Origin of the sequence: Hoylesella nanceiensis DSM 19126 = JCM 15639 (genome assembly GCF_000379965.1) — a bacterium.
Classification (GTDB): Bacteria; Bacteroidota; Bacteroidia; order Bacteroidales; family Bacteroidaceae; genus Prevotella; species Prevotella nanceiensis.
Genome location: NZ_KB904328.1, coordinates 298,409 through 313,982, shown reverse-complemented (window position 1 = coordinate 313,982; position 15,574 = coordinate 298,409). Strand labels below are relative to the sequence as shown.

The window sequence follows — 15,574 nt, the reverse complement described above, 5'->3', positions numbered from 1 at the left end:
TCTATTTAAACAAAAGCTTCAACGCCATCTCTGCTCACTTGCAACGAGTGGGTTAAAGCTTTAATCGGGTGCAAAGGTAATAAAAATAATGCAGAAAACGTGCTTTTTATCGAACCTTTACAATTTATTTTTCATTCGTCCTATGCTCAGACTGTTCTGCAAAAGGGTTTGGTTTATTCTGCAGGTTCGATGCTCTTTAGGCGCACTCGGCAGTCTTCTAATATCGAGTTCAGCTCGTCTACCGTGTTAGCTCTTAGCATAGCGATGCGGGTTTGTTTAAAGTCTGGGATCCCTTTGAATATCGGACTCGATGCAAGGTGACGTCGAGTGTGAAGAATTCCACGATATTCATCGATCTTTTCGACATTGATTTCGAGTTGTTCTTTTAGTATATCGATTTTGTTGTCGATAGTAAGAGCCGTGCTTTTGCCGTCAATTCCCTGAATCAACTCATTCATTTCCTTAAACACCCATGGGCGTCCAAAGGTCGCTCTACCCACCATTACAGCATCAACGCCATATTGGTCGAAAGCCATTTTCGCCTCTTCGGCAGTGGTGATGTCGCCATTTCCGATGATAGGTATATGAATTCTGGGATTGTTTTTCACCTCTTTAATAAGCGACCAATCGGCATTTCCCGTGTACATTTGAGCCCTTGTTCGACCGTGAATGGTTAGAGCTTCGATACCACAATCTTGCAATTGCTCGGCAAGAGTGGTGATAATCAAGTTCTCACTGTCCCAACCTAAACGTGTTTTCACCGTTACAGGCGTTTTAACAGCTTTGACAACCTCTCTCGTAATGTCTAACATAAGGGGGATATTGCGCAACATTCCCGATCCAGCTCCTTTACTTGCCACCTTTTTAACGGGGCAACCAAAGTTCAAATCGATCACATCTGGCGACACCTGTTCAACGATTTTAGCCGCCTCAACCATCGATTCTACATCACGACCATATATCTGAATGCCCACAGGTCGTTCGCTATCCGCAATAGAAAGCTTGTTGATAGTAGATTTAATGTTGCGCACTAATGCTTCAGCACTAACAAATTCGGTATATACCATCGCTGCTCCGAAACGCTTACAAAGCATTCGAAAGCCAATATCTGTAACGTCTTCCATTGGCGCAAGGAACAAAGGTTTCTCGCCAAGGTCTATATTTCTTATCTTCATTGTTCAATTATTCGTGTGTAAGAGCCTTCGCCCTTTAGTTTGATATATAATGAGTTATCCTTAAAAGTCTGTTCTTTTGTTGGGCTATAACATCAATAAATGATAGCTTCCGCCCGCCATTGCCCTCAAAATACCCTTCATTTCCAGCTCGAAGAGCACCGCCGATAGTTCACCAACCGACAGGTTTGTTTGGGCAAGTAACATGTTAATTTGTAGGTTATTGTGCTTTTTCAAAGCCTCAACCACCTGTTGTTCGTTGTCATTGAGCGTGGGAAACAACTCTCGTTCGATACCCTTTTCTTTTGCTTTGTTGAGCAATGAGATGTTGTCCCAATTCATGTTCTCCACCAAGTCATTAGCCGAAGTGATGAGAGCCGCCCCATTTTGAGCAATAAGAGCGTTGCAACCCTCGCTATAAGGAGCACCTACTGCCCCGGGAAAGGCAAAAACCTCTCTCGAATAGTCCTTCGCAATACCTGCAGTTATCAAGCCTCCGCCCTTCAAAGCACTCTCCACTAAAATACAAGCGTCGCACATTCCAGCCACAATACGATTTCTTCTCACAAAATTCATCTTGTCGGCTTTCGTGTTTGTGCAATACTCTGAGAGTAAACCGCCCTGCGAAAGCATTTGTAATGCCGTTTCTTTATGAGCGTGAGGATATAGATAATCGAGCCCATGAGCCAACACTCCCACCGTTTCGAAATGATGATCGAGAGCCATGCGATGTGCATTGATGTCTACACCATAAGCCAAACCGCTCACAATGAGCACGTCGGGGCAGAGCCGTTGCAATTCCATTATTAGATGTTTAATAAGGTCTTGCCCATAATGCGTGCATTTTCTTGTTCCCACAATCGAGATAATGCGTTGTTTATTGAGGTTGGCAGAACCCTTATAAAACAGCGTTAGGGGAGCATCGGCACACTCCTTCAATCGTTGTGGATATTGTTCGTCGCCCCAGCAAAGCACCTCTACACCATTGTTTTGAGTCCAAATAAATTCCTGTTCCGCCTGAATTAAAAAGCGATCAGTATTTTTGAGCGTTTCAACCAGTTTAACAGAGGCATCGGGGAGCACATCTTTTATATTGTTTCGATGTTCTATGATGGCAGTTGCCGAGCCTAGTTTTTGCAGTATTTCGAGCGTTTCAGATAGCTTGTAAAAGCCCATCTTACTCACTGCTATGGCGTTGATTATTTCTTGAGGTGTAGTTTTCATTTGAAGGTGGGGTGGGGTTTGAAGGTCGATTTTATGGTTTTTTGAGTAAGAACGGCTCGAGAATAGCATCTAACTCCTCACTCCTTCCAAGTCGGTTGTTCACAATGCACGCCACATCAACACTGGCTCTAAAGCACAATTGGCGGGTAGTGGCATTGTAGATGTCTTGATAAAAAGTGTAACGAATACCCTCTTTAGTGAGGTTGAGGCACGATTCGAAGGTGTCGTCGCTGCGCAATGGCGTTTTATATTGTAGGTTCATGCGAGCCACAACCGCATCTATTCCGTTTTGATGAAGCTCTGCAAAGTTAGCCCCTGCATGCTTTAAGAACTCGTGTCGTGTATGTTCTATGTAGTGAAGATAGTTAGCGTTGTTCACAATACCCTGCAAGTCGCATTCATAGTCACGAACGCTCATCTTCATAGTAAATACATATTCCATTTTTATCTTATTTAAATTTATATCTCATTTATTGTTGGTTGCCGTGCAAGAGCGCAGAAAGTCGAAGCCAAAGCGACATCTCAAGCAATCTTTCGTGGCGCAATATTCGTTGTGAAGCTGAATAAGTGCCTGCGTGTCGGCAGCCGATTCGATGCAAAAACCACTTTTTTTCCATTGCGTAACGATGTGGTTTTGTTCGGGTTCGAGCTGTTCCCAAAAGTCGAGTGCAGTGTTGCACAATTCCGCTTTGTTGCTATATTTGCCATAAGCAAACAGCAAAGGCACGATGGTGTTAATGGTAATGAGCTCTATCGAGCCTTTAGAAAGCTGCTTAGACCCCTTTTTCGAGGGCGTTCCGAACGTATAGTGGTGTTGCCAATAACTGCTCGTTTCAAAGCAAAAAAGCTTTTGAATAGAGGCAATATCCTTGCTTTCGAGCATCGATCTCAACCCAATTTGGCGCAGATGATACAAACTTGCCAACTGAGCGATGCGCAGATGAGGGAAATTTTGAGGTCGAAGACGCAAGAATTTCCAGTGCGAAGCCCTCATACACGAGAGAGAAAACTTGTGCGAAAGATAGTTATACTCTTGCTTGAGCCTTGCAAAATAGGCGTCGTTCGCCACTTTTTGGCTCTGTTCGTCATTCATCTGACCCTCGTCTAACAAGCCTGCAAGCCCCAAGAACAAAGCTTCTACCTGCAACAAATCGTCTCTATGGTGGTCAATTACGTGCAAAGGCACATTGAAAGCCCATTCTTCAAAGGCGTTATTGTTAATGCCAAAGCCAAAATTTCGGGCGAGTGTTACGAAGAAAACCTGCTCCCACGACTTGTTACACTTGTCGAGTCGCTCAAAGATCGCCTTCGTTTTGCGCTCTAACCGCTCTGTTTGCAATGCGCTGAGCCACGCTCTTTGCTTAATTTTAGGCATGTTGGCAGCATGCAGATAGCATGGAGCAGACGAGTTGTGAGGAGACATTAGCTCTTGATAACACGCCTCGATGGGGGCAGGAATGGGCAGAATCATCTGCTCAATTGGTCGCCCTTTGCTCGTTGTTGCAATGTCGTCTACCTCACCACACACATGAAGAATAACGTTGTCGTAGCGTTCGTCGGTGTCGTGGTGATGCAAAAACCATTCCGATGCCTTACAATGAATCTCTACATTGCCCACCCATTCGGTTCCAGCTATTCGTATTTTCGCATTGAAAAAGTCGGGTCCAGCGTCGGTGTTGTGCCGTCCTTGGTCGATTATTTCAACGTTTTTGCCCTCAGTCGTAACGAGTTGCGAGAGCGAAAATAGCTTGTGTTTCCAAATGTAGTGTAGCAGTTGTTCCATAGTTAAGACGTGGTTTAATTTTACAAAGTTAGTTATTTTTTATTTGCTACACAACAGAAAAGAGCGATAACCTTTAGCAAGGCCACGAATGAGTAAAGCACTTGTGGTGAGAGTGTTATCTGCTCGTGCTGGAAAAGCATTGACTTTGGGGCGCAAAAGCACTTCTTTTAGACCGCAAAAGCGATGAAATTGAAGTAAAAAAGCACTGCTATTGGGGACAACTTGAAAGGTTGTTAAATTATAAATAAAACGGGGCAATAATCAAGAACTTATCTTTTTTAGTATTAAGAATGTGTAAAATAGATGTTAGAAAGCTATTTTTTTTGATAATCTCTCACTAAAAATAATAAGGTGTTGTAGTTTTTTCGTATTTTTGCAATCGAAAATTTTTAATATTAAAGAATTTCTTTGGGTTTTTCTTTCCGTAGTGATACCACAAGATAAACCAAGACTTCGTAACAAAAAAGTAATCATTAATGACAAGAAAGAGTGCATCAAACAAAACAAGGAATCTATTTTTCTTGTTTTTATTTAATGCTGTTCTCCTATCCTTTTCTAATCCTTTGAATGCGGGAGCACAAGTATTAAACAAAAATTTCTCTATTTCTTTTAAAGAAAAGAGCGTTGCTTACATCCTAGATTTCTTATCTAGCAAGGGCGAGTACAAGGTGAATTACACCGATGATGTGAAAAATGACTCGTTAACTCTTACGATATCATTCGATAACGTAGATGAGTTGAGTGCCATTCAAAGCGTTTTAAAGGGCACACCCTTTACCTACAACGTAGAGGGAAAGGCTATCAATGTGTTCAAAATGCAAAAGAACGCAGCGGGCAAATTCACCCTTAAAGGCTTGGTAAAAGACAAAGATGGAGCTGGTATTCCACTTGCAACGGTGCAAATAAAAGGTACCTCGGTAGGAACAAGTGCCGACATGGATGGTAACTTCACTCTTCTTGTAGACAAAGAGCATGGCGATGTAACTGTGTCGAGCGTTGGTTACGAAACAAAAACCATTAAATACGACGCCAATAAACCATTAACCATCACCCTTCCTTCATCTGCTTACATGGTGGGCGAGGTGTCGGTTATTGCTTATGGTAAACGAAATACACGTGAACAAGTGGGTGCTATCGGTTCAGTTAAAGCCGAAGACCTACAAAAAGCACCTTCACCCAGTGTCGAAAACCTTCTTCAAGGCCGTGTAGCTGGTGTGGATGTTACCAACCTTTCGGGCTCTCCTGGTGGTAGAGGAACGAAGATTACGATTCGTGGTTTTAGCTCATTGAACCAAAAAGGCGTGAACGATGGTAGTCCATTGTTCGTTATCGACGGTGTACCTATAACGAGTGGATCATCTGAAAGCACAGGAGGTATCAACCCATTGTCGGGCTTAGATCCCTCAAGTATCGAGAGTGTGCAAGTGTTGAAAGATGCTGCTTCGGCTTCTTTGTATGGTTCGAGAGCAGGAAATGGTGTGATCTTGGTTACAACTAAAAAGGGTAAGTCGGGTAAGTCGGAAGTGAATATCAACGTTTCGCAATCGCTTTCGTGGCTACCAAGTACTCCAGTGCAAATCTTAGGTAAAGGAGAAAGAGACATTGCATTGCTAATGGCAAAGCAACAACGCACTTCTCACTATGATTATATTACCGATAACCTTGTTCATCCCAAGTCTTATAAAGACTCATATGGCTGGGATATCGACGGAGATGGTGCTTACGACTACCTTTGGAGAAATGGTAATGTGGTGGAAGGCGACCGTCGTTTGCCTTCAATTGCACAAGACTCTTTGAACACCTTCTATAATAATAGAACCAACTGGTGGAAATATGCCTTCAGAGTTGGACGTGTTACTAAGGCAGATGTACAGCTTTCGGGCGGTACAGAAAATGTGCGCTATCTTGTAAATGGTGGTATTTACGACGAAACAGGTATCATGATTAGCTCTAACTTCCGCAGATATAGCTTGTTAACCAACTTGGATTTCAACCTATCTACAAAGTTAAGCTTATACTCAAGAATTAACTTAACCTACACAACTCAAAAGGCTGGCGCGGATATGGGACGTGCTCAAGGTCTTACTTTCGACCCTAAACGAACCCCAACTGTGCTCCCTGGTAAAGGAAGTATTGCAGAAAAAGAGGCCCTTAAGCAGTTGCGTGATATCGATAAAACCAACTCTAACTATAACGTGAGATTGAGCTTAGGTTTGAACTATCAAATCCTTAAAGGCTTGAAGTTTACTTCTTCGTTCTCGTTAGACCAATATTTTACTCGTCTTTTCACCTTCACTCCAAGCTACTTGAAATACGACAAGTTGTCGGAAGCACAAGGTTCAAACATTGCTATGACTGGTGTTCAAACCGAAAACTTGCTTACCTACAACCTAAATCTGCCTCATGAGCAGAAATTAGAGTTGTTAGCTGGTATGACATACAACTACGATTTGCTTCAAAACCTTAGCGGTACGGCTAAAGGTGGACCAACAAATAGAGTGAAATATCCTGGAGAAGGCTGGCCAACTCTTATCAACGACGGTTCGGGAACACCCAAAGCAGCTCAAACTTTCTTAGCAAATAAAGAAGATCAAGCAATGCTTAGTTTCCTTGGACGTGTGGCTTATAACTACAAGAAGAAATACTTAGCAGAGCTATCGCTTCGTTCTGATGGTTCAAGTGTATTCGGAAAAGATGTGCGTTGGGGTACTTTCCCATCGGTAGGTCTTGGTTGGGCGTTCAGTGAAGAGCCCATGTTTAAAAAGCTTTGGTGGCTAAGTTTCGGTAAGCTTCGTGCTTCTTGGGGTAAATCAGGACAAAAGTTCCAAGAACCATACATCGCTCTTGGTGTGATGCAAGAAAGCGAAAAGTTCAATGGCTCATTGGGATTGATTCCTCAATCAATGGCAAATAAAAAACTAACATGGGAAGAAAGCGACCAATACGACTTGGGTATCGACCTTCAATTGCTCGACTATCGTCTTAAATTCAAACTCGATTACTATTATAAATACTCAAGTAACTTGCTAATGCAAGCTTATCTCCCTGGTAATGTCTTCCTTTCAGACCGTGTATGGGATAACGCTTCTGCTATATCTAACGAGGGTATCGAGTTCGAAGTACAAGCAGATTTGATTAGAACAAAAGACCTTACTTGGTCGGTTGGATTGAACTTGAGTCACAACCGCAACAAGTTGAGAAAGACATATAATGGAGAAGACCTTAATGATAAGGTGCTTGGACGTCCCGTTTATGGTATTTATACCTACAAAGACGAGGGTATTGTGCAAAGAGCAGAGGACATTCCTACTTACTATAACGCAACAGGTAAGTTGATGCCACTATACTTCCAATCGGCAAATAACCCACTTGGAGTAGGCGGAAGAAAGATTAAAGACCAAAACTCTGATGGTGTTATCGACGAAAAAGACCTTTACTATGCAGGAAGTACATTGCCAGCAGTGTACGGAGGTATTAACTCTCACCTCGAATGGAAGGGCTTTAATGTTGATGTTCTATTCAGTTACACTCTCGGAAGAAAGGTTATGAACATGTATAGAGGCGGTTCTTACACCTTTACTAAAGAGTTTGGTGTGATTATGAACAGCTTTGATGAAAATGATTTCTGGACTCCTACCAACACAAATGCGAAGTATCCTTCACTTCATTACGCTGATAAAGACTATATCGGACAACACGATGGCAACGTAGATTCAAACATCGAAAACATCAGTTTCTTACGTCTTAAACAGCTTGTTGTAGGCTATCAATTGCCAAAGAAATGGCTAAAGGGATTCTTTATTAAAGACATCAACCTTTATTTAAGCGGTGAAAACCTCTTTATGTTAAGTAATTACTCTGGCTTAGACCCAGAAATTATCAACCCATACACCGGTAAAGACGATGGAACACAATATCCATTGAATCGTAAAGTGACATTCGGTGTTAATCTAAAATTCTAAAAGAGTATGAAGAAATTATTGCTTATAGGTGCTATGGGTTTAACCCTTGCATCGTGTAATCTAGATATATTACCAGAAAATGGTTTGACTTATTCAAACTCTTTCGAAACAGAACGTGAGCTAAATGCCACTACTTCATCAATTCTATATTACATAAACACAACAATTGGAGAGAATGCGATCTTCGCTATGGCTGGAGTTAAAGCCGATGCACTATTAGATGGAACTCAAGTTCGTGAGTGGAACCCTCGTACTGTCATGAATAGTGAATACTCATGGAAAGGCTTATACGATATAATCTTTGAGTCGAACCTATTGTTAGACAATATTTATAGAACGCAAGGTCTAACCACTGAGCGTGAAAACTACCACAAAGGACAGGCTGAATTCGGCTTAGGTTTGGCATACTTTATGCTTGCTCAACGCTATGGAGATGCTATTATCACTGAAAACTCAAGTGAAATTAAGCCTTATCCATTGTCAACTCAGAGCGAAGTGCTCAACACTGCGATTGAACATGCAAAGAAAGCGTATGATTTGTTGCCTACTCATGAAAACTTAAAGGATATCAATGGGGCAGTAGTCACCAATCGTCAGGTAGCTTCTAAGGGAACAGCTGCAGCGCTATTGGCGCACTTGTATGCTTGGAAAGGTAGCGTAACAGAGTTGTATTCACTACAAGGTAATGCACAAGAGGATTACCAAAACGCAGTGAACTATGCTTCGATTATTATCAATAACCAAGCAGGTAGCTACGAATTGTGCAGCAGTCCTGAAACACTATGCGAATATTTGTCTGATCCAAGTAAAACAAATCCAGAGGCAATATTCAGTCTTTACTTCGATAAAACACGTTCTTCGAATGTAACTTCGCCTAACACAATTGCACGAAACTACGTGAGTTGGCCTGTAAGAGAAGACCAACAGTTAGCCGATTTGCCCACAAGTACACAGTTTCGTCTATACAAACAGACAATAAGTAATTTATTTCCTGATGCAACCGACGAGCGTTTGCAATCGTTTTTCTATCAGTTCGATCAAAGTCATGAAAAAGATGGTATTGAATATGCAATCATGTACAAGTTCAGAAAGGCGATAATGGATCCCGATCAGTATTCTGCAAGCGGCGTAGGCTATAGAACAATGGACGCAGATTATGTTTATTGGCGTTTAGCCGACATCATATTGTTACGTGCTGAGTGCTATAATAAGCTCGGAAACACTGCTGATGCCACCACAGACTTGAACAAAATACGCACAAGAGCGGGTGCTTTAACCTATCCATCTACATACGACACAGAGGGATTAAAGAAGGCAATATATCTCGAAAGAGTGAAAGAATTCATCGGAGAGAACGACGCTCGCTATGCAGATATCGTGCGAAACAATTACATTAAGGAAGAATTGCAAGGTAAGTTCACCCTTCTTACAACACAAGACATCAAGAATGGTGCCCTATTCTTACCACTTCCTAAAGACGCTTGGCAAGATAAAGACGGACACATCACCAATACTTTGCTCCGTCAAAAGCCCTATTGGCAAGCTTATAACTAATACATTTGAATTTAAAAGAAATGAATATGAAAAGTATGAAATATTTCTTTGGTGCGCTTTCGTTCGTTGCTTCTACCTTTATGGCAACCAGTTGTACCGATTATAACTTAATAGATACAGGCGTAGCAAATGGAGATCACCAAACAACTATGTGGGAATACTTCAAAACCGACCCATATAATTGGGACTCATTGCGTGTTATGGCAGAGCGAGCAGACTTGGTTTCGGTGTTCCAAGGCACCAGTTCTTATGGCAAAGACATCACCTTCTTTGGTATAACCAACCACAGCATACGTCGCTATTTGTATGCTAATGGATTAAAAAGTGTGGCTGATATCCCTGTGGCAGACTGCAAAACATTCATTCTTAACAGCATCTTGCCAAAGAGAATCATGTTAGATGATTTCAAAACAGGTGTGAAGTCGTCTGATGCAAGTAATCCAATAGGAACAGGAGGCGAAACATTTACAATGGCATCTAACAACCCTTTGTGGATATATACATTTAGAGAAGATTATAATAATGTACCCAATGCAGGACCATTGCAGATCTATTTGGTTTCAAGTTCAACAACAAAGACCTCACATGTGGCGTCTTCTAACATTCAAACCCTAACAGGTGTGGTACATTCACTTGATTATAACTTTAGTTTAAAAGACTTTTAAATTATGAAGAAAAGAACTCTTAACATCGCATTGTTAGCACTTTTCGCTATATTTGCTATCTGCTTCACATCGTGTAGCAAGGTAAAAGTGGGCTATTTGCGCACCACTGGTGCTTCATTTACACCCGACTCGATGATTGTTGTTCGCAATCTCGACACCACAAGCGACCGCTATATCAACAAAACTCCATGGGTTTCTACACGTATTCAGGGTGTAGCTGGAACCAATCCATTGAACTATGAGTTTGCAGGAGTAGAGGTTTCTGAAGGCGGAGACGCTACTGTTTTCGAACAATTAGTGAAAGAAAAGAGAATAAAAGTAGACGGTGGACTTGTTCTTGTCTTCCAAGATGCAGTCGAAAAGCTAACGAATGGCAAATATAATATCAGTATTAAAGTGTATAACGACGACCATTCAAGCGTGCTCAAGAATGCCTTTAAGGTGATAGTTCAAGACTATGAATAAGCCCAAAGGGTAGAGATAAGCCCCCAATAGGTCGTTAATAAACTAATTATATAACAGAAAGAACGAATATGAAGAAGATATTTTTAATGCTCTTTGCACTCCTTTCATTGGTGGCAAAGGCGCAAAACACAAGTGATAAAAGCTCTGCAGACGTCAAAGGTATTATATTCTTTAATGGAACTTTCGCTGAAGCTTTAGCCGAAGCAAAGAAAACTAACAAGGCTCTTTTCGTGGACTTCTATGCCGTTTGGTGCGTTCCTTGCAAGCACATGGCTAAGAATGTGTTTACATTAAAAGAGGTTGGAGACTATATGAACAAGCACTTTATTAGTCTACAGATCGACGCTGAGAAGCCAGAAAACGTAGAAATAGCTAAACAATACAAGGTAGAAGCCTATCCAACTGTAGCATTTATTGATGCAGACGGAAAGCCTTTATCGGTAAATGTAGGTGCTTTGGGCAAGGAAGAGCTATTAGAAGCGGCTCAAATAGCAGCAGGCGAAAGCGTTAGTTTCGACGATTTGTATAAGAAGTATAAAGCTAATCCACAAGACTTAGCCGTTCAACAAGAACTACTTCTTAAGGCTCCCAGCTTCTTGCAGGCACAAGATGGTATCGAAGCAGATAAGTGGGTGACTCGAATTCAAAAGATATACCAAAACTATGTGGCAACAAAGAACCCCAAAGAGCTTATTAATGCCAACGACTATCGCATCATTCTCACTCTTGAAGGCGAAGATAATAAAGAGCACAAGTTAGGTATTGTGAACATGATTAACAGCAATATCGACGAGTGGACCAAAGTTCTTGGCAAGGCACCAGCCTTCTATATTGTAGAAGCAAACGACGCTTTTGCAGAAGACTATGCTAAAGAAGCCAACGTAAAGTATAAAGACTATGTCGACAACGTAAAGAATCTTTATGCTAAAGCTTATAGCATTATAGCTCAACCAGGCATCAACTCTTATGAACATGCACAGCTTTACAACGACGCTTTGTATAACCTTTATAAAAACAAAGATGTTAAAGGCTACATCAAGGCAATGCAACAGTTGTTCGAAAAGATGGGAGCAGCAGCTCAACCATCAGATTTTGGTAAGGCAGCTCAAAACCTTTACAATGCGGCAGCAAAGAGTTTGAAGAACGAAGACCATCAACAAGCTATCCAATGGGTAACAAAAGCCCTTCAAGGAGACGATGCAGTGATGGACAGAGTGAACTATATTGTGATGATTGGCGACTCATATCGTGCATTGAAAGACTACAACAAGGCTCGTGAATACTATAACCAAGGCTTCGCAGAGTCGCTCAGAATGGAGAATATGGAAATGCCACAAGCAATGGTTCAAGGTGCTATTAAGCAAAAACTTGCTACTCTTGAATTACTCGAAAAATAATTTTTAAGACCAACGAGCCAATTAAAAGCGTTCTTTTTTATATCGAACAGCACTAACATCTTGATGTTATTCTTTTTAATTGGCTCGTTTCTTTTTTCTCAATATCCCTTTGTTTATGAACAAACAACACACATCTCATTTGGTAAATCATTGGCTTTTAGCTGGTGTTTTGTTTTTGATAAGCCTATTGCCACAAAGTCTTTGGGCGCAAAACAACGTCCTTCGACAAGGTAAGTTGTCGAACGGTTTAACCTATTATATATATAACGACGGCAGTATTCCAGGCGAAGCACAATATTATCTTTATCAAAATGTGGGTGCAGTGCTTGAAGAAAGCAACGAAACAGGATTGGCTCACTTCCTCGAACACCTTGCATTTAATGCCACAAAAAGCTTCCCTAAGGGTATCATGTCGTTCCTTCGTGAAAACAACTTACACGACTTTGAGGCTTATACAGGCTTAGACGAAACAAAATATGCCGTTCATAACGTTCCCACCAACGATCCAAAGCTCAACGAAAAGATGTTGTTGATGCTAAAAGACTGGTGTCATGGCATTAAAATATTGCCCCAAGACGTTGAAAAAGAACGTGGTATTGTGTTAGAAGAATGGCGACATCGTGCAGGACTTCAACGTCGATTAACCGACAGCATCGCTGGTGTTGTTTACAATCATTCACGCTATGCAACCCGCAATGTCATCGGTTCAGAGGCTCGCATCAAAGCTTTCACAGCAAAAGAGTTGCGTGCATTCTACAAAAAATGGTATCGTCCTAACCTTCAATACATTGCTATCATTGGTGATGTGAATTTAGATGAGACCGAAAAACAAGTGAAACGTCTCTTTGGTTCGTTGCCTTCTAAGGCAGCACCATCGCCCAATACCGCTCAAAGAACTATCGAAGACAATAGCAGACCATTGTTTTATAGCTTCGTAGACAAAGAGAATAAAGAGGCATCTTTTGGTATTTACCAACGCAAAGAGATGAAGGGTTCAGCCCCAGAAGAAGACCGTTTGCGCTTTTTTCTCTTCACTCAGATGTTCAATAAGCTTGCTCCTCGTCGCTTTGCGATGATTAAAAATGCCGACAAAGAGGCGTATATCGCAGCACAAGTGAGCCTTTCTGGTTTGGTGCGCAACCAATATCAGGTGGCATTCGATGCCGTTCCTTACGCTAACAAGGCGCAAGAAGCTTTAGACCAAGTGATGAAAGTGCGTGGAGCTTTGTGCGATGTTGGATTTACAAAAGAAGAGTTTGAAACCGAAAAGGCAGAGATGTATAAAGGAATGAAAGAGGTTTTAGAGGCAAAAGGCTTGGGAACCCCCGACAACATCATGAACCTCTTTAAGCAAAACTTCTTGTATGACACTCCAATAACCGATTTCAGAACTCAAATTCAACGCAATATCGAAACCTTAGTAGAGTTAGAAGTAGAAGATATCAATACGTGGATGCGCAGTCTTTTAGACACCAATAACTTGTCGTTCGTAACCTATTCGAAACGAGAAAACGAGCTTCCACTCACCATGGGCAACTTCCTTGAAACATTAGAGGTGATGAATGGTCCACTTGGTGGTTTGCTTGCTACTCCAAAGAAGATCACTCAACCCATCGACTTTGCGCTCACTTCGGGTAAGGTTGTGGCAGAAAAGCAACTAAAAGAATTGAATGCAAAAGAATGGAAGCTAAGCAATGGCGCACGAGTGTTGTATAAATATCTTCCAGAAGCAAAGGGACGTGTGTTCTTTGCAGCCTCTTCAGAAGGCGGTCGCTCTGTTGTTGCTCCACAAGACTTTGCTAACTACACCGCAATGCGTGGTTTGTTGATGCAGTCGGGCGTGTATAAATATAGTAGAAACGACCTTGCTGCGTGGCTACAACACAAAGACTTCGACCTTTCTTTGGCACTCGAAGACTATTCAAATGGCATCGGTGGTAACACATCGGCAGCACAATTAGACGACTTCTTGGCGTATGTGCACCTCATTTTAACCAAGCACAACTTCTCAAAGAGCGTCTTCGATAAGTATGTTCAACGCAGTAAGTACCTCTATAACAATAAGAGTACAGCAGGAATGGAAGCTATTCAAGATTCAATTCAAATGCTTCTTTTCCCACCAAGCGCAGCTAATCCAGTGCAAAACGAAGCATTCTTCGATCAAATGCAATGGAGCGAGTTACCCGCAACATTCGATAAGAACTTCGGTAACGCTGCTCTCTTCACCTATTGTTTAGTGGGCGACGTGCCAGAAAGCACCGCAAAAGAACTCGTGTTGAAATATATTGGCTCGTTAAAGGGCGATGCAAGCGTTCAAAAGGCTAAAATACAACCACTCGATTTCGCTTCACCTGCAAAAGAAATTAAGCATACTTTCGTAACAGATCTCGATGGTGACATGGCAGAAATAGAGGTTTCTTATCTCAATAACGTGAAACTCAACGACAGCGAGCAAGCTGCTTTAGAGGTGATGCGTTCGATTTTAGAGAATCGTTACTTTGAAGAATTGCGTGAGAAAGAACACCTTACCTACACAGTTGGGGTGAAAGCCAGCTACACTTCGCAACCTGCTCCAACAGAAAACATCAGCATTCACCTTTCAACCTCACGTCCTGAAGTAGACAAGGTGTTGACAAAGATGTATAACATTCTAAACGACATCAAGCAACAACGCTTCTCAATAGACGAGTTTAAGGCTGCTCTTGTTCCACTTGCAGTAGACGAAGAGAACGCAGGCGACCCACAAGCGGCTCTTAATCCATCGCTTTGGTTAGGCTTGTTAAACGTATATGCAGAAACAGGCGAGCAACTAACCCCACAAGAAAGCAATGCCGTTGAGCCCGTGTTTAGTAAGCTAACTCCTCAAGACATTGCAGCTGTTGCGGCTAAGGTGTTAGACAATGCTAAGCACAGAGAGATTGTTGTGAAGGCAATCGACCCTGAAAAGAAACAATGGGAAAAGTAAAACGCTTTGTTTTAAGACGAACTTTGGTTGGTTAAACAACCATTCTAACAATACACAGCGGTGCATCTTCTTCGATGAAAGGAGATGCATCGTTTTTCTTTTATCTCTCTTTTTCCCTTCTTTCTCACACCCTTTTTTCGCCCTCTGTGTTCTCCTCGTTTTCCTATTGCTCACTCCTTGTTTGCCGATAGTTCCAACACCCGAAAAGAAAAGCATTGACATTGGTGAGCAAAAGCGTTGCTATTGAGGGCAAAAAGCATTGTTGTTGGCGTGTAAAAGCAATGCACTTGTTGAGCAGGTGTGCAGAAAGGCAGTGCGAAAGCCGTTGAAGATAGCCACTGTGAAACCAGCGGTTGGGGTGCAGAAACAAGGCTAAAAACTTGTTGT

10 protein-coding genes are annotated in these 15,574 nt (G+C 41.8%); 6 read left to right on the top strand and 4 right to left on the bottom strand.

All coding sequences use genetic code 11. From position 1 onward, the window contains the following. Positions 1-173: 173 nt before the first annotated feature. From dusB to A3GM_RS0104380, 4 genes are all read right to left on the bottom strand, one after another. A complete protein-coding gene (gene dusB, locus A3GM_RS0104395; protein WP_018362179.1) occupies positions 174-1,175 on the bottom strand; it encodes a tRNA dihydrouridine synthase DusB in 1,002 nt (333 codons plus the stop codon). 84 nt (positions 1,176-1,259) lie between these two features. Continuing rightward, positions 1,260-2,396 carry a DNA-processing protein DprA gene (dprA, locus tag A3GM_RS0104390; protein ID WP_018362178.1) on the bottom strand — a complete coding sequence of 379 codons (1,137 nt, stop codon included), beginning with the start codon at positions 2,394-2,396 and terminating at the stop codon, positions 1,260-1,262. Positions 2,397-2,427: 31 nt separating this feature from the next. Next, positions 2,428-2,838 (bottom strand): acyl-CoA thioesterase, encoded by a 411-nt coding sequence (locus tag A3GM_RS0104385; RefSeq protein ID WP_018362177.1) that lies wholly within the window; start codon positions 2,836-2,838, stop codon positions 2,428-2,430. A 24-nt stretch (positions 2,839-2,862) separates the two neighbouring features. Continuing rightward, a complete protein-coding gene (locus A3GM_RS0104380; protein ID WP_018362176.1) occupies positions 2,863-4,179 on the bottom strand; it encodes a DUF2851 family protein in 1,317 nt (438 codons plus the stop codon). 476 nt (positions 4,180-4,655) lie between these two features. Between A3GM_RS0104380 and A3GM_RS0104365 the strand changes: the two genes are divergently transcribed. From A3GM_RS0104365 to A3GM_RS0104340, 6 genes are all read left to right on the top strand, one after another. Beyond that, positions 4,656-8,141: a SusC/RagA family TonB-linked outer membrane protein gene (locus tag A3GM_RS0104365; RefSeq protein ID WP_154648089.1), complete on the top strand. Its 3,486-nt coding sequence runs from the start codon at positions 4,656-4,658 to the stop codon at positions 8,139-8,141. 6 nt (positions 8,142-8,147) lie between these two features. Beyond that, positions 8,148-9,695: a RagB/SusD family nutrient uptake outer membrane protein gene (locus A3GM_RS0104360; RefSeq protein ID WP_018362172.1), complete on the top strand. Its 1,548-nt coding sequence runs from the start codon at positions 8,148-8,150 to the stop codon at positions 9,693-9,695. A gap of 35 nt (positions 9,696-9,730) precedes the next feature. After that, positions 9,731-10,360 carry a hypothetical protein gene (locus A3GM_RS0104355; RefSeq protein ID WP_044124400.1) on the top strand — a complete coding sequence of 210 codons (630 nt, stop codon included), beginning with the start codon at positions 9,731-9,733 and terminating at the stop codon, positions 10,358-10,360. A gap of 3 nt (positions 10,361-10,363) precedes the next feature. Then, a complete protein-coding gene (locus A3GM_RS0104350) occupies positions 10,364-10,825 on the top strand; it encodes a hypothetical protein (RefSeq protein WP_018362170.1) in 462 nt (153 codons plus the stop codon). Positions 10,826-10,893: 68 nt separating this feature from the next. Beyond that, positions 10,894-12,222, top strand: coding sequence for a thioredoxin family protein (locus tag A3GM_RS0104345; protein ID WP_018362169.1), 1,329 nt, complete (start codon positions 10,894-10,896; stop codon positions 12,220-12,222). Positions 12,223-12,337: 115 nt separating this feature from the next. Beyond that, a complete protein-coding gene (locus A3GM_RS0104340) occupies positions 12,338-15,187 on the top strand; it encodes a M16 family metallopeptidase (RefSeq protein ID WP_018362168.1) in 2,850 nt (949 codons plus the stop codon). Positions 15,188-15,574: the final 387 nt, after the last annotated feature.